This is a genomic window from Geodermatophilus dictyosporus, from assembly GCF_900115505.1.
In the GTDB taxonomy this organism is placed as follows: domain Bacteria; phylum Actinomycetota; class Actinomycetes; order Mycobacteriales; family Geodermatophilaceae; genus Geodermatophilus; species Geodermatophilus dictyosporus.
Genome location: NZ_FOWQ01000002.1, coordinates 426177 through 445325, shown reverse-complemented (window position 1 = coordinate 445325; position 19149 = coordinate 426177). Strand labels below are relative to the sequence as shown.

Below are 19149 nucleotides of genomic sequence, written 5' to 3'. Positions count from 1 at the left end.
GAGCCCCGAACGAGGGCCGGACGAGGGAGGAACGACGTGAACGGGAACTGGTACCTGCGGCGCGGGCGGATCGGGCGCGGCACCTACTGGCTGCAGTACGTGCTGCCGATGGCCCTCGCCGGCCTCGCCGCCGCCGTGGCCGACCTGTCGCTGGGGCTGGCCTGGTCCTCGACGTCCTCCGTGGCCGACGGCTCCTCGTTCGAGTACTCGGCCACGTACTCGGGCGGGCCGATCTCGCTGCTGGTCTCGCTGGTGCTCCTGGTGCCCTCGGTGAGCGCGGCGGTCACCCGGCTGCACGACCGCGGGCACTCGGCCTGGTGGCTGCTGTGGGCGTTCGTGCCGCTGGTGGGCGGGATCGTCCTGCTGGTCACGCTCTGCTTCCTGCCCGGCACCCCCGGCCGCAACGAGTACGACCTGGACGGCCACCCGGCCCGGTGGGAGCCCCAGCTCGTACACCGGTGAGACGGGTCGACGGGGCGGCCGGCCTGGGGAGGTGCGGATGACCTGCCCCCCGGCCGGCTCACCGCCGCCGCTGATCAGCAGCCGAGGGCGCCGGCGAGCTCCTCGAGGGAGCCGACGTTCAGGTCGGCGTGCGGGTCGGTGGCCGGCGGCACCCGGTGCCCACCGAACTCGCCGGGCCGGTGCACGTACGCCGTCCGCAGCCCCCGCGCCCGCGCGGCGGCGAGGTCGTCGTCGTGGGCGGCCACCATGCACACCGCCGCCGGCGGCAGGTCCAGCAGCCGCGGCGCGGAGTCGTACACCTCGGGGTCGGGCTTGTAGTGCCCGGCGACCTCGGCGCCCAGCACCGCGTCCCACGGCAGGCCACCGCGGCGGGCCAGGTCGACCGACATCCGCACCCCGCCGTTGGACAGCGGCGCCAGCAGGTACGACCGCCGCAGCCGGGTCAGCCCCGCGACGACGTCGGGCCAGGGGTCGAGCCGGTGCCAGGCCAGGACCAGCTCGTCGGCGACGTCGTCGGGCACGCCGTCCACCCCGACCTCGGCCAGTGCCGCCGGCAGCGACTCCCGGTGCAGCGCGTCGAGCACCACCCACGGCCGCTCGCCGGAGCGCACCCGCTGCATCGAGGGCACGTAGCGCGCCCGCCAGGCGTCGGCGAACGCGGCCGCGTCCACGTCCGGGCCGAGCAGCCGCGCCGCCTCGCGGGCCACCCCGCCGCGCCAGTCGACGACGGTCCCGAACACGTCGAACACCAGCGCGTGCACGTCCACGGTCACAGCCCCAGCGCGTGCGCCATCTCACCGCGCAGCTGGTCGAGCTCGTCCATGCCCCGGCCGCGGGCGGCGATGACGCCGGCGTCGTCGTGCACCGGGACGACCGTCTCCAGGTAGGCCTTGAGCTTGGGCTCGGTGCCGCTGGGCCGCACGACCACGCGCACGCCGTCGCCGAGCAGCCGGACGGCGTCGACCGGCGGGTCCTCGTGCCGCAGGTCGGCGGCGCTCACCTCGCGGCCGAGCAGCCGGGCCGGCGGGGCGGCGCGCAGCCGGGCCATGGCGTCGGCGATGACCGAGAGGTCCTCCACCCGCACCGAGAGCTGCCCGGTGGCGAACAGCCCGTGCTCGACGGCCAGCTCGTCGAGCCGGTCGACCAGCGTGCGCCCGTCGGCCTGCAGCTCCGCGGCCAGCAGCGCGACGGCCAGCGCCGCGGAGATGCCGTCCTTGTCCCGCGCGACGCCCGGCGTCACCGCGTAGCCCAGCGCCTCCTCGTAGCCGAAGACCAGCGGCTCGTCGTCGGTGCCGGCCCGGATGATCCACTTGAAGCCGGTCGGCGTCTCGGCGAACCGGACGCCGTGCGCCTCCGTCAGCGCGTGCAGCAGCGAGCCGCTGACCAGCGAGGCCGCGTAGGTGCCGCGCACGCCGCGGCGCAGCAGCCAGTCGGCGAGCAGGGCACCCACCTCGTCGCCGGTGAGCTGGCGGCCGTCGCACACCACCGAGCAGCGGTCGGCGTCGGGGTCCTCGGCGATCGCGACCGCGGCACCGGACCGCTCGGCCAGCGCGAGCAGCAGGTCGACCGCGCCGGGCTCCTCCGGGTTGGGGAAGGCGACCGTCGGGAACGCCGGGTCGGGGGAGTCCTGCTCGGGCACGCTCACCGGCGGCGCGAGCCCGGCAGCGGCGAACACCGCCCGCGTCGTGGCCGCACCGACGCCGTGCATCGCGGTGTAGGCGACGACGAGGCGGTCCCGGCCGGGCACCCGCTCGGGCGCCAGCGCACCCACGACGGCGGCGACGTAGTCGGCCTCGACGTCGTCGCCGAGGGTGTCCCACGCGTCGGAGGCCGGGACCTCCCGCGCCGGGCCGACGGCGGCGATCGCGGCCTCGATCTCGCGGTCGGCCGGCGGCACCAGCTGCGCGCCGTCGGCGAGGTAGACCTTGTAGCCGTTGTCCTGCGGCGGGTTGTGGCTGGCGGTCACCATCACGCCGGCCACGCAGCCCAGGTGCCGGACGGCGAAGGAGAGCACCGGCGTGGGCAGCGGCCGCGGCAGCACCCGGACGGCGAACCCGGCCCCCGCCAGCACCGCCGCCGTGACCCGCGCGAACTCGTCGGAGCGGTGCCGCGCGTCGAAGCCGACCACCACCCCGCCCCCGCCGTGCCCGGCCGCGGTGAGCCAGGCGCCCAGCCCCGCCGCGGCGCGGGTGACGACGGCGGCGTTCATCCCGGCCGGCCCGGCGCGCAGCGGGCCGCGCAGCCCGGCGGTGCCGAAGGTCAGCGGCCCGGCGAAGCGGCGGCCCAGCTCGGCGGTGTCCCCGGCCGCGACGAGCGCCTCGATCTCGGCGCGGTCGCCGGGGTGGGGGTCGTCGGCGGCCCAGGCGCGGGCGGTGTCGAGCAGGTTCACGGCGCCTCCTCCTCGGCGTCGTAGGCCGGCAGCGTGAACTCGCCGCCCACCCGCGCGTGTACCGGGTCGGCCGGGTCGGGCTCGCCGTGCGCGGCGACCAGGGCCGCGGCGAACTGCTCGGCGTCGTCCTGCGGCTGGTAGCCCAGCTCCCGCGCGGCGGCGAGGTCCCACCACCCGCGGGTGTTGGCCGAGGTGCCCCACACCACCCGGAAGCCGGGGGAGGGGGCGCGCAGCGCGGCGTCGACCAGGGCGACGGTGTCGCGCGGCGAGAGCCAGGTGGCCAGCGCGCGCGTCGTCGGCGGCTCGGGGGCCTGCGTGCCGATGCGCAGACAGACGACGTCGAGGCCGTAGCGGTCGGCGTAGAGCGAGCCCAGCGCCTCCCCGGCCACCTTCGTCACCCCGTAGAACGTGTCCGGCCGCGCCGGGCCGTCGTGCTCGCCGAGCGGCCCGGACGCCGGGCGCCGGGTGAAACCGGTGGCGTGGTTGCTGCTGGCCAGCACGACGCGGCCGACGCCGGTGCGCCGGGCGGCCTCGAGCACCGTCCAGGTGCCCTGGATGTTGGCGGAGGAGACGGCGGCCCAGGTGGACTCGCCGGAGACGCCGGCCAGGTGGACGACGGCGGCGGCGCCCGCCGTGGCGGCGGTCAGCGCGCCGAGGTCGGTGACGTCGGCGACCAGCGTCTCCTCGCCCGGCCGCGGCTCGGGCAGCTCGACGACGTCGAGGCTGCGGACCGGCCAGCCGCGCTCGGGCAGCCCCTCCCGCAGCACGGTGCCCACCCGCCCGGCCGCACCGGTCACCAGGACCGGACCACTCACGGCAGGCGGCCCAGCACGTCGACGAGGAAGGTGCCGAGCCGGCCCGCCGCCGCCCGGCCCGCGGCGAGCACCTCCTGGTGGTCGAGCTCCTCGCCGGTGACGCCGGCGGCGGCGTTGGTGACCAGTGACAGGCCGAGCACCTCCATCCCGGCGGCACGGGCGGCGATCGCCTCCAGCGCGGTGGACATGCCGACCAGGTCGGCGCCCAGCGTCCGCAGCATGCGGATCTCGGCCGGCGTCTCGTAGTGCGGGCCGGGCAGCGCGGCGTAGACGCCCTCGGAGAGCTGCGGGTCCAGCGACCGGGCCAGCTCGCGCAGGCGGGCGGAGTAGAGGTCGGTGAGGTCGACGAACGTGGCGCCCACCAGCGGCGAGCGGGCGGTGAGGTTGAGGTGGTCGCTGATCAGCACCGCCTGCCCGACCCGGTGCTGTGGGTCCAGTCCGCCGGCGGCGTTGGTCAGCACCACGGTGCGCACCCCGGCCGCGGCGGCGGTGCGCACGCCGTGGACGACCGGCTCCACGCCGCGGCCCTCGTAGAGGTGCGTGCGGCCGAGGAAGAGCAGCACCTTGCGGTCGCCGGCGCGCACCGAGCGGACCTCCCCGCCGTGGCCGACCGCCGTCGGGGCGGCGAAGCCGGGCAGCTCGCCGATCCGGACGGTGGCGGCGGGCTCGCCGAAGGCGTCGGCCGCGGGCGCCCAGCCCGAGCCCATGACGACGGCGGCGTCGTGCCCGTCGCCCAGCGCGTCGGTCAGGGCGGTGGCGGCGGAGGCGGCCAGGACCGCGGGGTCGGGACCGGGGGACGGTGCGCTCACCCGGGAACGCTAACCCAGCGCCGCGCGCCCCCCACCCGGCGTGGCGCCCGCGGACGCCGGTGGCGACCGGCACCACCGGCACCGTGCAGGCCCCCGGAGGTCGACGGCGTCCCCGTGTTCCACCGGCCCGGCCCGCGGCCCACCACCCTGGCGCTGGTGTCCGGCGTCGGCGGGCGCGACGAGGTGCCCGCGACCCGCGAGGCGGCCCACCTCGTCGAGCACCGGGTGAGGGGGACGCTGCCCGGGCGCACCACCGGTGCAGCGCGGCCACGACGGTCGACGTCACCCACGTCCACGCCACCGGCCGGCCGGCCCGAGGAGGTGCGCGGCGCTGCCGGACCCGTCCCTCGCCGGTCCGGGAGCTCGCCACCGCCGGCTGACCGCCGCCCGACCCACCCGTCCCAGCCGTCCCCGGCCGCGTGTCGGCCGGGGACGGCGGCCGGGACGCCCGGACGATGGCCGGCGTGCAGCGAACGCAGATCGACGGCGTCCCGGTGTTCACCGCGGGGGGCCGGCAGCGGACCACGGCGGCCCTGGTGTTCGGCGTCGGCCTGCGCGACGAGACGTTCGCGACGATCGAGGTGACCCACCTCGTCGAGCACCTGGCGATGGCCGCGCTGCCGCGCACCCACCTGCGCTGCAACGCCGTCACCGACGTCGACAGCACCGCCTTCTTCGCCACCGGCCGGCCCGAGGCGGTCGGCGCCTTCCTGGAGGGCGTCTGCCGCGCGCTGGCCGACCTGCCCACCGGGCGGATGGCCGCCGAGGCCGGCGTGCTGCAGGCCGAGGGCTGCGGCACCGGCTCCTCGACGGTCAGCGCGCTGTGGGCGGCCCGCTACGGGCTCACCGGACCGGGGCTGACCGTCTCGGCCGGCCCCGGTCCCGAGCACCTGGACGAGGAGACCGTGCGCGCGCACGCCGCCCGCTGGTTCGTCCGCGGCAACGCGGCGCTGTGGTGCCACGGCCCGCTGCCCGACGGGCTGCGGCTGCCGCTGCCTGCTGGCCCCCGGCCGGCACGCCGGACGCCGGTGCCGCGGCCGCAGGACGGGCCGGTGTGGACCCGCACCGACGCGCCCGGCGTCGGCCTGCTGCTGGCCACCGACTCCCCCGCGGACGCCGCGCTGGCCGTCGGCGTCGAGGTCCTGCAGGAGCGGGTGCGCGAGCGCGCCCGGCACGCCTCGGGCCTCAGCTACGCCGTCGACTCGCTCACCCTCGACCTGGCCGCCGACCGGCGGGAGGTCGCCGTCGTCGTCGACGCCCGCACGGGCCGCGACGCCGAGGTGGCCGACCTGCTGTGGCGGACCTTCGCGCAGCTGTGCGCCGACGGGCCGGCGCCGGAGGAGGTGGCGCACGCCGTCGCCGGGCTGGAGGCCGAGCTCGACGACGAGGACGCCGCCGGCACCGAGCTCGCCGACGCGGCGTACTGCGCCGCGGTCGGGCTGCCGTTCCGCACCGCCCCCGAGACCCTCGCCGCCTGGCGCGCGGTGACCCCGGCCGCGGTGACCGCGGCGCTGCGCCGGGCCGAGCCCACCGCGGTGCTCACCGTGCCCGACACCGCCGCCTGGGACGGCCCGGACCCGCGGGTGCCGCGTCGGCCGCTGTGCGGCGTGCTGCCGGCGCTGCCCGGCGGCAGGCGGTTCCGCCCGCCGCTGCACCGGCGGCTGCTCGACCCCGCCGCGCGGGTGGTGCTGGTGGTCGCCGAGGACGGGCTGGCCCACCGCGACGCCGACGGCGACGTCCACGGGATCCCGTGGTCGCGGGTGGAGGCGCTGGTGCCCACCGACGACGGCGCGGGCGTGTCCGTGGTCGGCCGCGACCTGTGCTCGGTGACCGTGCACCCGGCGCTGCACGGCCGCCGCGCGGTGGCCGCGGTGCTCGCCGCGGCCACCGAGCGGGTGCACCCGTCGCTGCTGCTGGGCCGGCCGGTGGCCGCCGTGGCGGAGCTGGCCGCGGTCTGACGCCGTTCCAGGGGGTCGCGGGCGCCGGACCTCCCTATCCTCGTGGGGTGCAGATCCCCTTCGCCTCCTCCGAGCGGGCCAGCCTGGGCGTCGAGTGGGAGCTGCAGCTGGTCGACCGCCAGAGCCGGGAGCTGTCCGCCGGCGCCGTCGAGGTCCTCGAGGAGATCCGGCCCGACGGCGCCGAGGAGCACCCCAAGGCCAAGCACGAGCTGCTGCAGTCGACCGTCGAGGTCATCACCGGCGTGTGCACCACCGTCGCCGAGGCCACGGCCGACCTGGCGGGCACCGTCGCCGAGGTCGCCGCCGCCGCCGACCGCCGCGGGCTGGGCCTGCTGTGCGCCGGCACGCACCCGTTCACCGACTGGCAGACGCAGCTGATCTCGCCCAAGGAGCGGTACCTGCAGCTGGTCGAGCGGATGCAGTGGCTGGCCCGGCGGCTGCAGATCTTCGGCGTCCACGTGCACGTCGGCGTCCGCTCGCCGGACAAGGCGATGCCGATCGTCAACGCGCTCACCCAGTACGTGCCGCACTTCCTGGCGCTGTCCGCGTCCTCGCCGTTCTGGGTGGGCTGCGACACCGGGCTGGCCTCGGCCCGCAGCAAGGTCTTCGAGGGCATGCCGACGGCGGGCCTGCCGCACCAGCTGCCCGACTGGGACGCCTTCGAGGCCTACATGGAGACCCTCATCGCCACCGGCGCCATCCAGAGCGTGCGCGAGGTGTGGTGGGACATCCGGCCGCACCCCGGCTTCGGCACCGTGGAGCTGCGCATCTGCGACGGCCTGCCCACCCTCGAGGAGGTCGGGGTGGTGGCCGCGCTGTCGCAGTGCCTGGTCGAGCAGTTCGACACCCAGCTCGACCGCGGCTACACGCTGCCCACGCCGCCGGAGTGGGTGCTGCGCGAGAACAAGTGGCGCGCGGCCCGCTACGGCCTGGACGCCGACGTCGTCGTCGACGAGCGGGGCACCGTGCGCCCGGTGCGCCAGGCCCTGCTCGACCTCGCCGAGGACCTCGCGCCCACCGCCCGCCGGCTGGGCTGCGAGACCGAGCTGGCCGGGGTGGAGCGGGTGCTCGCCGTCGGCGCCTCCTACCAGCGGCAGCGTGCGGCGGCTCTGGAGTCCGGCGGCGACCTGCGCGCCGTCGTCGACGGGCTGCTGACCGAGATGCGCGACGGCCTGCCCGCGACCGGCCCGGCCACCCGGCCCGACGGACCCGTCCCCGGCCCGGCGTCCTGCGCCGGCGGGCACGCCGCATGACCCGCACCCCCGAGGAGCTGGCCGCCGGCCTGGACGCGTGGGTGACCGGCCGCGCCGACGAGCTGGTCGCCGTCCGCAGGCACCTGCACGCGCACCCCGAGCTGGCCTACGCCGAGGTGGACACGACGGCCTACGTCGAGGAGCGGCTCACCGAGGGCGGGCTGGCGCCGCGGCGGCTGCCCGGCGGGACCGGCCTGGTGGTCGACGTCGGCTCGGGGGAGGGGCCGACCGTCGTGCTGCGCGCCGACATCGACGCCCTGCCGCTGGCCGACCTCAAGGACGTCCCCTACGCCTCCACCCGCGAGGGCATGTGCCACGCCTGCGGCCACGACGTGCACACCACCGTGGTGCTGGGCGCCGCGCTGGCGCTCGCCGACCTCGACGACCTGCCCGGCACGGTGCGCTGCGTGTTCCAGCCGGCCGAGGAGACCGTGCCCGGCGGCGCGCTGCACGTGGTCGAGGCCGGCGTGCTCGACGGCGCCTCCCGCGCGTTCGCGCTGCACTGCGACCCGGCCACGCCGGTGGGCGCGGTGGGACTGCGCACCGGCTCGATCACCGCGGCCTGCGACCGGCTCGACGTCACCCTCACCGGCCCCGGCGGGCACACCGCCCGGCCGCAGCTCACCGTCGACCTGGTCGACGCCCTGGGCCGGCTGATCACCGACCTGCCCGGCCTGCTCTCGCGGCAGGTGGACCCGCGGGCGGGCATGTCGCTGGTGTGGGGCGCGGTCAACGCCGGGGTGGCCGCCAACGCCATCCCGCAGCGCGGCCTGCTGCGCGGCACCGTGCGGGTGCTCGACCGCGACCAGTGGAAGACCGCCGAGGCACTGCTGCGCCGGCTGGTCGAGCAGGTCACCGCCCCCACCGGCGCGGAGGTCGACGTCGACTACGTGCCCGGCGTGCCGCCGGTGGTCAACGACCCGCGCACCGTGGCGCTGCTGCGCACCGCGGCGCTGGCCACCGTGGGCCCCGAGGGCGTGCGGCCGACGCCGCAGAGCATGGGCGGGGAGGACTTCGGCTGGTTCGCCGACGTCGTCCCGATCGCGCTGGCCCGGCTGGGCACGCACGGCGGCGGGGCGCCGCTGGACCTGCACCGGGGCACCTTCGACGTCGACGAGCGGGCGATCGGGGTGGGTCTCCGGCTCATGGTCCGCGCGGCGCTGCAGGCGCTGGCGGCCGACGCCGGGACCACCGGCCCGGCTGCCGGCGCCCCCTCCCCGGGGCACCCCGCCCGCCCCCGGCCGGGGGAACGCCGGTAGAACGGTCCCCTACTGGGAGGAGTCCGCCGATGAGTGCCACCCACACGGCCACGCCGGGCGAGGACGAGGTCCCCGCCGAGCACGAGGTGCCCGAGGAGCTCTCCCTGGCGGGGGACTTCCCGCCGGTGGACCGCGACCGCTGGCGCGAGCTGGTCGCCGGGGTGCTGCGCAAGGCCGGCCGCGAGGAGCTGCCCGACCCGGTCGAGGACGCGCTGCGCCGCACGGTGGCCACCGGGGTCGCCGTGGCCCCCCTCTACGACGCCGACGACGCCGGCGACCTGCCCACGGCGGTCGGCGTCCCGGGCCTGCCGCCCTACGTCCGCGGTGCCCGCGCCGGCGCGTCGCCCGAGGGTGGCGTGCCGGCCGGTTGGGACGTCCGGCAGCGGCACGCGCACCCCGACGTCACCGTGACCCGGGAGGCCGTCGCGGCCGACCTGGAGAACGGCGTCACCTCGCTGTGGCTGGTCCTCGGGGAGGGTGCGGTGCCGGTCGAGGCGCTGCCCGACGTGCTGGCCGACGTCTACCTCGACCTCGCGCCGGTCGCCGTCTCCGGTGGCTCCCCGGCCGCCGAGGCGCTGCTGGCGCTGGTCGGGGACCGCACCGACCTCGCGCCCGGCGGCTCGCTGGGCCTCGACCCGCTCGGCGTGCACGCCGCGTCGGGGGAGGAGCAGGACCTCACCGGCCTGGCCGACCTCGCCCGCCGCACGCCCGCGGGCTGGCGCACCGTCGTCGTCGACGCGACCGTGTACGCCGACGCCGGGGCCACCGCGGTCGAGGAGCTCGGCTGCTCGCTGGCCGCCGGCGTCGCCTACCTGCGCGCGCTCACCGGTGCCGGCCTGCCCGTGGACGAGGCGTTCGGCCGCCTGGAGTTCCGCTACTCGGCGAGCGCCGACCAGTTCACGACCGTCGCGGCGCTGCGCGCGGCCCGCCGGTTGTGGGACCGGGTGGGGGAGGTCAGCGGCGCGTCGCCCGCGGCCCGCGCGCAGCGCCAGCACGCCGTGACGTCGTCGGTGATGACGACGAGGCGGGACCCGTGGGTGAACATGCTGCGCACCACCGTCGCCTGCTTCGCCGCCGGCGTGGGCGGGGCCGACGCGGTCACCGTGCAGCCCTTCGACGCCGCCCTCGGCCTGCCCGACGCCTTCTCCCGCCGGATCGCCCGCAACACCCAGAACCTGCTGGTGGAGGAGGCGTCGCTGGCCCGCGTGCTCGACCCGGCCGGCGGCTCCTGGTACGTCGAGTCGCTCACCGAGTCGCTGGCGCAGGCCGCCTGGGCCTGGTTCACCGAGGTCGAGCGGGCCGGCGGGCTGGCCGCCGCGCTGTCCTCGGGGCTGGTTCGCGACCGGCTGGCCGCCGCCTGGGACACCCGGGCGAAGCGGCTGGCCACCCGCGCCGACGCGATCACCGGCGTCAGCGAGTTCCCCAACCTGGCCGAGAGGCTGCCCGAGCGGCAGCCCGCGGCCGACCTGCACCCCACCGGCGGCCTGCCGCGGGTGCGCGCGGCGCAGGAGTACGAGGAGCTGCGCGACCGCGCCGACGCCGCGCCGTCCCGCCCGCGGGTCTACCTGGCCACCCTCGGGTCGGTCGCCCGGCACACCGCGCGGGCCACCTTCGCCGGGAACCTGTTCCAGGCCGGCGGCGTGGAGACCCCGGCCGGCGACGGCACCTCCGGCTTCGCCGACGCCGGGACGACGGTGGCCTGCATCTGCGGCACCGACGGCGACTACGCGCAGTCGGCGGCCGCCCTCGCCGCGGAGCTCCGCGCCGCCGGGGCGGGGCAGGTGTGGCTGGCCGGGAAGCCGTCGCTGGGGGTGGACGGCGTCGACGGGTACGTGTACGCCGGGTGCGACGCGCTCGACGTGCTGAGGACGGTCCACGAGCAGCTGGGAGGAACGGCATGAGCGACATCCCGGACTTCGGCGGCGTCGAGCTGGGCCGCCCGGCCGCGCGGGCCGGCGCGGACGACTGGGCGAAGGCGTTCAAGGAGGCCACCGGCCGCGGCGTGGAGGAGGCGACCTGGGAGACGCCCGAGGGCATCGCCGTCCCGCCGCTGGCCACCCCCGCCGACCTGGCCGGCCTCGATTTCCTGCGCACCTACCCGGGGCTGCCGCCCTACCTGCGCGGGCCCTACCCGACGATGTACACCACCCAGCCGTGGACGGTCCGCCAGTACGCGGGCTTCTCCACCGCCGCGGAGTCCAACGCGTTCTACCGGCGCAACCTCGCCGCGGGGCAGAAGGGCCTGTCGGTCGCCTTCGACCTGCCCACCCACCGCGGCTACGACTCCGACCACCCGCGCGTCGTCGGCGACGTCGGCATGGCGGGGGTGGCCATCGACTCGATCCTGGACATGCGGCAGCTCTTCGACGGCATCCCGCTGGACCGGATGAGCGTGTCGATGACCATGAACGGCGCGGTGCTGCCGGTGCTGGCGCTCTACGTCCTCGCCGCCGAGGAACAGGGCGTGGCGCCGGGGCAGCTCACGGGGACCATCCAGAACGACATCCTCAAGGAGTTCATGGTCCGCAACACCTACATCTACCCGCCGAAGCCGTCGATGCAGATCATCAGCGACATCTTCGCGTTCACCTCGGCGGAGATGCCGCGCTTCAACTCGATCTCCATCTCCGGCTACCACATCCAGGAGGCCGGGGCGACGGCCGACCTGGAGCTGGCCTACACCCTCGCCGACGGCGTCGAGTACCTGAGCGCCGGCAAGGCCGCGGGCCTGGACGTCGACGCGTTCGCGCCCCGGTTGAGCTTCTTCTGGGCCATCGGCATGAACTTCTTCATGGAGGTCGCCAAGCTCCGGGCCGGGCGGCTGCTGTGGGCCCGGCTGGTCAAGGAGGCCGGCGCCACCACGGACAAGTCGCTGTCGCTGCGCACCCACTCGCAGACCTCGGGCTGGTCGCTGACCGCGCAGGACGTCTACAACAACGTCGTCCGCACCTGCCTGGAGGCGATGGCCGCCACCCAGGGCCACACCCAGTCGCTGCACACCAACGCCCTCGACGAGGCGCTGGCCCTGCCCACCGACTTCTCCGCGCGGATCGCCCGCAACACCCAGCTGCTGCTGCAGCAGGAGTCGGGGACCACGCGGGTGATCGACCCGTGGGGCGGCTCGGCGTACGTGGAGAGGCTGACCTACGACCTGGCGCGCCGCGCGTGGGCGCACATCGAGGAGGTCGCCGAGCACGGCGGCATGGCGCAGGCCATCGACGACGGCATCCCGAAGCTGCGCATCGAGGAGGCCGCCGCCCGCACGCAGGCGCGCATCGACTCCGGCCGGCAGCCGGTGATCGGCGTCAACAAGTACCGGGTCGAGGCCGACGAGGCGATCGAGGTGCTGCGCGTCGACAACGCCGACGTCCTCGCCCAGCAGAAGGCCCGGCTCGAGGAGCTGCGGGCCTCGCGCGACGACTCCGCCGTCCGCGACGCCCTGCGCCGGCTCACCGACGCCGCCCGGGCCGCCGCGGAGGGACGGCGCGGGCGCGAGCTGGACGCGAACCTGCTCAAGCTCGCCGTCGACGCGGCGCGGGCCCGGGCGACGGTGGGGGAGATCTCCGACGCGCTCGAGGAGGTCTACGGGCGGCACGCCGGCCAGGTGCGCACCATCTCCGGTGTGTACCGCGACGAGGCCGGCAGCTCGGGCCCGGTGGAGGAGACCCGCCGGATGGCCGAGGCGTTCGCCGACGCCGAGGGGCGCCGTCCCCGGATCCTGGTGGCCAAGATGGGCCAGGACGGCCACGACCGCGGGCAGAAGGTCATCGCCACCGCGTTCGCCGACCTCGGCTTCGACGTCGACGTCGGCCCGCTGTTCCAGACGCCGGAGGAGGTCGCCCGGCAGGCGGTCGAGGCCGACGTGCACGTCGTCGGCGTCTCGTCGCTGGCCGCCGGCCACCTCACGCTGGTGCCGGCGCTCCGGCAGGCCCTCGCCGACCTCGGTGCCGACGACGTGCTCGTCGTCGTCGGCGGCGTGATCCCCCCCGACGACGTCCCGACGCTCAAGGAGATGGGCGCGGCCGCGGTGTTCCCCCCGGGCACGGTCATTGCCGAGGCGGCGCAGGAACTGCTGCGGACGCTGTCGCAGCGCCTCGGTCACTGACGGACCGGGGCACTGATGCCGGCACCGGACGTCCCCGCGCTCGTCGAGGGGGTGCTCGGCGGCGACCGCCGGTCGCTGGCCCGCGCGATCACGCTGGTCGAGTCGCGCCGCGCCGACCACCGCGAGCGGGCGCAGGAGCTGCTCGTCGAGCTGCTGCCGCACGCGGGGTCGGCGCGGCGCGTCGGCATCTCCGGGGTGCCCGGCGTGGGGAAGTCGACGTTCATCGACCAGCTCGGGGTGGACCTCACCGCGCAGGGCCACCGGGTCGCGGTGCTCGCCGTCGACCCGTCGTCGGCGCGCTCGGGAGGGTCGATCCTCGGCGACAAGACCCGGATGGCGCGGCTGTCGGTGGACCCGCACGCCTTCATCCGGCCGGCGCCGACCGCCGGGACGCTCGGCGGGGTGGCGCAGGCGACCCGGGAGTCGATGGTCGTCGTCGAGGCGGCCGGGCACGACGTCGTGCTGGTGGAGACCGTCGGCGTGGGGCAGTCGGAGGTCACCGTCGCCGAGATGGTCGACTCCTTCCTGTTCCTGACCCTGGCCCGCACCGGCGACCAGTTGCAGGGGATCAAGCGCGGCATCCTCGAGATCGCCGACGTCATCGCCGTCAACAAGGCCGACGGCCCGGCCGCCGGCGACGCGCGCAAGGCCGCCCGCGAGCTGGCCGGGGCGATCCGGATGCTGCGCGGGCACACCGAGTGGGACGTGCCGGTGCTCACCTGCGCCGGGCTGACCGGTGACGGGCTGGCCGAGGTGTGGGCCAAGGTGGTCGAGCACCAGGACCGGGCCCGTGCCTCGGGGGCGTTCGACGAGCGCCGCCGCGCCCAGCAGGTGCGCTGGACCTGGCAGCTGGTCCGCGACGGCCTGGAGCACCGGCTGCGCGCCCACCCCGCCGTCCGCGCCGGCGCGCCGGAGCTGGAGAAGGCGGTGCTGGCCGGCGAGCTCACCCCGGCGCTGGCCGCGCAGCAGCTGCTGGAGACCTTCCTGACCGACCCCGACCCCTGACCCGCTGCCCGCCCCGACCGCGATCCCTGCTGCCGTGATCATGGCGCGGTGACCACGCCATGGGCCGCCGCAGTGGTCACGGCGCCATGATCGCGCGACATCCCCAGGTCGGTGCCCGTCCACAGGTCCCCGTCGAACGGCTCCGGCGGAGGTCGGACGCACCAGGGTCGGCGGGTGCGCTCCGGGCTGCTCAGGGTCATCGACCGCCAGGGCGGTGTCCTCACGAGGGACCAGGCGTTGACCGCGGTCACGCCGGCCGAGGTGCGGGCGCTCCTGCGCCGCGGGACGTGGCGGGGAACGCCGTCGCCGGGCGTCTACGTGGACGGCGGCGTCGAGGACCCCGCCGTGGCGGTGGTGCGAGCCGCCGCGCTCTGGCTGGGCGGCGACCTGGTGGCCTGCCACTCGACGGCGGCGCTGCTGTGGGGCTTCGACGTGCACGCCGACGCCCCGCCACGCGATCGCGTGCTGCACTTCCTCGGCCCGCCGGACCTGGACAACCGGCGGCTCCGCGGCCTCCAGGTCCACCCGTCGTCCCTGGGGACGGACGACGCCGTCCGGCGGCACGGTGTCTGGTGCACCCCTCCGGCCCGAACCGCCTGCGAGGTGGTCCGCCTGGGCCGTCCCGTCGACGCCCTCGCCACGCTGGACGCCGCCCTGCGCTCGGGCTGGTGCACCAGGGACGACCTGGTCGCGGCCTGCGCCCGCCAACGGGGGCTGCGCGGCGTCGTCCGGCTCGGCGGACTGGTGCCCCTGGCTGACGGGGGCGCGGAGTCACCGATGGAGTCGCGCATGCGCTGGCGGTTCCTCGTCGCCGGCTTGCCGGTCCCACGCGTGCAGGTGGAGGTCCTCGACGGAGGACGGCGGCACCGCCTCGACCTCGGGTGGGAGGACCACCTGGTCGGTGCGGAGTTTGACGGGCTGGAAGCGCACATGACGCGGTCGCAGCTCGCGGCCGACCGCGACCGGCACAACTGGCTCACCGAGCGCGGGTGGCGCTTGCTGCACTTCACCGCGGTCGACGTCTACCGGCAGCACGAGCGGATGGTCGCGACGGCTCGGCGCCACCTCACCGGGGTGTCCCGCCGGACGATCATGGCGCCCTGACCACGTCCGGAGCCGCCGGAGTGGTCACGACGCCATGATCACGGCGGAGGGGATCGCGGAGGTGACGGGGCGGGAGGAGTCGTCAGAAGCTCGTGCGGCAGTCGCGGGCGCGCAGCTCGGAGAGGTAGTCGTCGGGCGCGCCGGCGGCCTGGGCGGCATCGGCGATCGCCCCGAGGTACCGGGCCGAGGGCAGCCCGCCCTCGAAGGCGTCGAGCGCGTAGACGTAGGCGACGGCGTCCCCGCCGAGGGTGTGCACCCGCAGGTTGAGCTTGCGGTACAGGCCGCGGTCGGCGCCCTCCCAGGCGTCGAGGGTGCGCTCGTCGGCCGGGGTCAGGTCGTAGAGGGCGACGAAGACGCCGGGGGAGTCGTCGTCGGTGGGCGCGAGGGTGGCCAGCGCCCCCTCCCAGCCGTACTCCTCGGCGCCGAAGGTCAGCCGCCAGCCGCGGATCCAGCCGGTGCCGACGTGCGGGGAGGACGGGCAGCGGCGCTGCATCTGCTCGGGGTCCATGTTGGACCCGTAGGCGGCGTAGAGACCCATCGCCGCCCGAGCCTACGGGTCGGTGTGGCCCGCACGACCCGTGAGCCTGCCGACACATCGCGCCCGGGCTGGGACGATGGGAGGCCACACCCGCACCGCGACGCAGGAGACCTCCCATGACCCGCATCGTCATCATCGGCGGCGGCCCGGCCGGCTACGAGGCCGCGCTGGTGGCCGCCTCGCTCGGCGCGCAGGTCACCGTCGTCGAACGCGACGGTCTCGGTGGCGCCAGCGTGCTCACCGACTGCGTGCCGTCGAAGACCCTCATCGCCGCCGCGGGGACGATGACCTCGGTGCGCGACTCCAGCGTCCTCGGGCTGAGGGGCACCGACCTCCGCACGGTCGGCCTCGACCTCGCCACGGTCAACCACCGGGTCAAGGGCCTGGCGGTCGCCCAGTCCGCCGACATCCACGCCCGGCTCTCCGCCGAGGGCGTGCGGATCGTCGCCGGGCAGGGCCGGCTCGCCGACGCCGTCCGCGGCCTCGTGGAGCACCGCGTCGAGGTGCTGGGCCCCGACGGTGCGGTCACCGAGACCCTCGAGTGCGACGTCGTCCTCATCGCCACCGGCGCCGACCCGCGCGTGCTGCCCGGCAGCGAGCCCGACGGCGAGCGCATCCTCGACTGGCGCGACCTCTACGAGCTCGAGGAGATGCCCGACCACCTCGTCGTCGTCGGCTCGGGCGTCACCGGCGCCGAGTTCGCCTCGGGCTACCTCGAGGCCGGCGTGCCGGTCACCCTCGTCTCCTCCCGCGACCAGGTGCTGCCCGGCGAGGACGCCGACGCCGCCGAGGTGCTGGAGGAGGTCTTCCAGGCCCGCGGCGGGCGCATCGCCGAGCGCGGCCGGGCGGCCGGCGTGACCCGCACCGAGAAGGGCGTGCTCGTCGAGCTCACCGACGGCCGCACCGTCGAGGGCTCGCACGCGCTGATGACCGTGGGCACCGTGCCCAACACCGCGGGGCTCAACCTCGAGGCGTGCGGCGTGGAGCTGCGCGAGTCCGGGCACGTCGTGGTCGACCGGGTCTCGCGCACCAACGTGCCCGGGGTCTACGCCGCCGGCGACGTCACCGGGGTCTTCCAGCTGGCCAGCGTCGCGGCCATGCAGGGCCGGATCGCCATGTGGCACGCGCTGGGGGAGGCCGTGCAGCCCATCCGCCTGAAGACCGTGGCGGCCAACGTGTTCACCCACCCGGAGATCGCCACCGTCGGCGTCCAGGAGAAGACGCTGCCAGAGGGCCACGACCTCGACGTCGTCCGGCTGCCGCTGGCCACCAACGCGCGCGCCAAGATGAGCGACCTGCACGCCGGGTTCGTCAAGCTGTTCGCCCGCCGGGCCACCGGCGTCGTCGTCGGCGGGGTGGTCGTCGCGCCGGGCGCCAGCGAGCTGATCCTGCCGATCGCGCTGGCGGTCACCAAGGGCCTCACGGTCAGCGACCTGGCGCAGACCTTCGCCATCTACCCGTCGCTGTCGGGCTCGATCACCGAGGCCGGCCGGCGGCTGATGAGGGCCGACGCGCTGGCGTGACGCGTGGGACGCCCGGGACGGGGCGGGCGGGACCGGTGTGACGGACGGGTCCCCGATGGTGCCCCCGGGGTGCGGGGCCGCCGATGCCGGGGGAGATGTCCCCGCGCCGAGTCCCCGCCCGCCTGTCCCGGTCCCTGGCCGTCGCCGGTGCCGTGCTCGCGCTCTGCGCGGGCCCGTTCGCCCCGTCGGCGCTGGCCGACGGCGGCGAGACCGTCGTCGGGGAGCTGGTGCAGGCCTGGCCCGAGACCTCCCCGGAGGACCAGCACGCCGGTGAGTCGCACGAGCAGCCGCTGACCTTCGTCGAGGGCGAGGACGGCACCTCGGTGCGCGTCCCGACCGAGGCCGTCGGCGACCTCGAGCCCGGCAGCACCGTCGAGGTCACCGTCGGCGCCGCCCGGTCCGACGAGGCCGCCGCGGACGGCTACGAGCCGGCCCGCCAGGTCCTCGGCGCCGAGCTGGTCGCGGCCGCCCCCGCGGCCGCCCCCGTGCCGGCCGGGTCGGTGACCAACCAGGTCACCGTCGTCATGGTCGTCCCGCAGGGCGGCCGCCCGGACGGCACGTCGCTGGCCTCCGTCGTCTCCGCCGTCAACGACCCGGTCGCCCGCTTCTGGTCGGAGCAGACCGGTGGCGCGGTCACCGTCGGCGTCACCCAGGCGCAGGACTGGATCCGCACGACCGCCGGCTGCGTCGACCCGACGGCGCTGTGGGACGAGGCCGCGGCCCGCGTCGGGTTCCAGTCCGGCCCCGGCCGGCACCTGCTGCTCTACGTCAGCAGCGAGCCCCGCGACCTGCCCGGCTGCTCCTACGCGCTGGGCCAGGTGGGGACCTCGACGACGTCCGGCGGCCGGCTCTACGTCCGCGACGACCTGCCCGCCGTCATCGCCCACGAGCTGGGCCACAACTTCGGCCTCGGCCACTCCAGCGGCCTGCAGTGCGACGGCTCGGTGGAGGGCACCGTCGGGGGCGGTGACTGCCGCACCGCGGCCTACCGCGACTTCTACGACGTCATGGGCGTCTCGTGGGACCGGATGGGCAGCCTCACCGCCGCCCAGGCCGACCGGCTCGGCGTGCTGCCCGCCGCCGCGACGCAGACCGCCGGCCAGGGGACGACGACGGTCACCCTCGCCCCGCTGGCCGGCGGCAGCGGCACCCGCGCCGTGCGGCTGACCGACGCCGCGGGCACCGCCTACTGGCTGGAGTACCGCGCGCCCGTCGGCCGCGACGGGTGGCTGGCGACGGACAACCGCTACCGGCTCGACAGCGGCGTGCTGCTGCACCGCGCCGGCGCGCTGCCCGACACCGCGCTGCTGCTCGACGGCTCGCCCTCGCCGCGCGCCGGCTGGGAGGCCGACCTGCAGGCCGCGCTCCGGCCCGGCGTCCCGGTGTCGGTCGCCGGCGGCGAGCTCACCGTCACCGTCGACGCGGTCACCGCCGCGGGCGCCACGGTCACCGTGGTCGGCGGCGCCCCCGCCGCCGGCGCGGTCCCGGCCCGGCCGGCACCGGTGCCGGCCGTGCTGCCCGGCGCGGGCGCCCCCGCACCGGTCCCCGCACCGGCCCCCGCCGCGGCGGCAGGCACGGCGGCCGGCACCGGGACCGCCCCGGCTCCCGCTCCCGTCCCGGCTCCCGCGGCGCCGGCCGTCGCCCCCGCCGCGGAGGTCCCTGCCGAGGCCACCACCCCTGCCGAGGCCACCACCCCGGCCGAGGCCGCCACCCCGGTCGAGGCCGCCGCTGCGGAGCCCGCGGACCCGTCGTGGACCACCCCTGCGCTCGCCGCCGGCGGCCTGCTGGGCGCGGGCGGGACGGTGCTGGCCGCCCGCCGGCTGCCGCTGCTGCGCCGCCGTCCCTGATCCGGGTGACCCGCCGCCCGGCGGACTCCGGTGCGGCCCCGGCACTGCCGATGAGGACCGCGAGGCCCCCCGACCTGGAGAG

General features: G+C 76.9%; 15 protein-coding genes. 10 read left to right on the top strand and 5 right to left on the bottom strand.

From position 1 onward, the window contains the following. The first annotated feature begins 36 nt into the window (after positions 1-36). Positions 37-462: a DUF805 domain-containing protein gene (locus BMZ33_RS05645; RefSeq protein ID WP_091108577.1), complete on the top strand. Its 426-nt coding sequence runs from the start codon at positions 37-39 to the stop codon at positions 460-462. A 74-nt stretch (positions 463-536) separates the two neighbouring features. On the opposite strand, the gene BMZ33_RS05640 is transcribed toward BMZ33_RS05645, so the two are convergent. From BMZ33_RS05640 to BMZ33_RS05625, 4 genes are read right to left on the bottom strand one after another with little or no spacing between them, the layout of a single operon-like run. After that, entirely contained in the window at positions 537-1235 is a 699-nt protein-coding gene (locus BMZ33_RS05640; RefSeq protein ID WP_169063937.1) for a haloacid dehalogenase type II, read from the bottom strand. Next, the gene (locus BMZ33_RS05635; protein WP_091108576.1) at positions 1232-2851 is read right to left on the bottom strand and encodes a phospho-sugar mutase; all 1620 of its coding nucleotides are present in this window, start codon (positions 2849-2851) and stop codon (positions 1232-1234) included. Before BMZ33_RS05635 ends, BMZ33_RS05640 begins: the two co-directional genes overlap by 4 nt. After that, positions 2848-3666, bottom strand: coding sequence for an NAD-dependent epimerase/dehydratase family protein (locus tag BMZ33_RS05630; protein WP_091108575.1), 819 nt, complete (start codon positions 3664-3666; stop codon positions 2848-2850). Before BMZ33_RS05630 ends, BMZ33_RS05635 begins: the two co-directional genes overlap by 4 nt. Then, entirely contained in the window at positions 3663-4475 is an 813-nt protein-coding gene (locus BMZ33_RS05625) for a purine-nucleoside phosphorylase (protein WP_091108574.1), read from the bottom strand. Before BMZ33_RS05625 ends, BMZ33_RS05630 begins: the two co-directional genes overlap by 4 nt. Positions 4476-4939: 464 nt before the next feature. Between BMZ33_RS05625 and BMZ33_RS05620 the strand changes: the two genes are divergently transcribed. The 7 genes from BMZ33_RS05620 to BMZ33_RS05590 all read left to right on the top strand — a co-directional run bounded on the left by BMZ33_RS05620 (position 4940) and on the right by BMZ33_RS05590 (position 15159). Then, entirely contained in the window at positions 4940-6433 is a 1494-nt protein-coding gene (locus BMZ33_RS05620; protein ID WP_136697203.1) for an insulinase family protein, read from the top strand. Positions 6434-6480: 47 nt separating this feature from the next. Next, the gene (locus tag BMZ33_RS05615) at positions 6481-7686 is read left to right on the top strand and encodes a glutamate--cysteine ligase (RefSeq protein ID WP_091108572.1); all 1206 of its coding nucleotides are present in this window, start codon (positions 6481-6483) and stop codon (positions 7684-7686) included. Beyond that, positions 7683-8945, top strand: coding sequence for an amidohydrolase (locus BMZ33_RS05610; protein ID WP_091108571.1), 1263 nt, complete (start codon positions 7683-7685; stop codon positions 8943-8945). Before BMZ33_RS05615 ends, BMZ33_RS05610 begins: the two co-directional genes overlap by 4 nt. A gap of 29 nt (positions 8946-8974) precedes the next feature. Further along, a complete protein-coding gene (locus tag BMZ33_RS05605; protein WP_091108570.1) occupies positions 8975-10846 on the top strand; it encodes a methylmalonyl-CoA mutase subunit beta in 1872 nt (623 codons plus the stop codon). Then, positions 10843-13050, top strand: a complete 2208-nt coding sequence (gene scpA, locus BMZ33_RS05600; RefSeq protein WP_091108569.1) for a methylmalonyl-CoA mutase — start codon at positions 10843-10845, stop codon at positions 13048-13050. Before BMZ33_RS05605 ends, scpA begins: the two co-directional genes overlap by 4 nt. Positions 13051-13065: 15 nt before the next feature. Beyond that, entirely contained in the window at positions 13066-14055 is a 990-nt protein-coding gene (meaB, locus tag BMZ33_RS05595) for a methylmalonyl Co-A mutase-associated GTPase MeaB (RefSeq protein ID WP_091108568.1), read from the top strand. A gap of 174 nt (positions 14056-14229) precedes the next feature. Next, positions 14230-15159, top strand: coding sequence for a hypothetical protein (locus BMZ33_RS05590; protein WP_091108567.1), 930 nt, complete (start codon positions 14230-14232; stop codon positions 15157-15159). An 82-nt stretch (positions 15160-15241) separates the two neighbouring features. Here the strand turns inward: BMZ33_RS05590 and BMZ33_RS05585 are convergent, their stop codons facing one another. Further along, positions 15242-15697, bottom strand: coding sequence for a gamma-glutamylcyclotransferase family protein (locus tag BMZ33_RS05585; protein WP_091108566.1), 456 nt, complete (start codon positions 15695-15697; stop codon positions 15242-15244). A 116-nt stretch (positions 15698-15813) separates the two neighbouring features. Between BMZ33_RS05585 and BMZ33_RS05580 the strand changes: the two genes are divergently transcribed. Further along, positions 15814-17220 carry an NAD(P)H-quinone dehydrogenase gene (locus tag BMZ33_RS05580; protein WP_091108565.1) on the top strand — a complete coding sequence of 469 codons (1407 nt, stop codon included), beginning with the start codon at positions 15814-15816 and terminating at the stop codon, positions 17218-17220. 95 nt (positions 17221-17315) lie between these two features. Beyond that, positions 17316-19067, top strand: coding sequence for a reprolysin-like metallopeptidase (locus BMZ33_RS05575; protein WP_091108564.1), 1752 nt, complete (start codon positions 17316-17318; stop codon positions 19065-19067). Positions 19068-19149 lie beyond the last annotated feature (82 nt).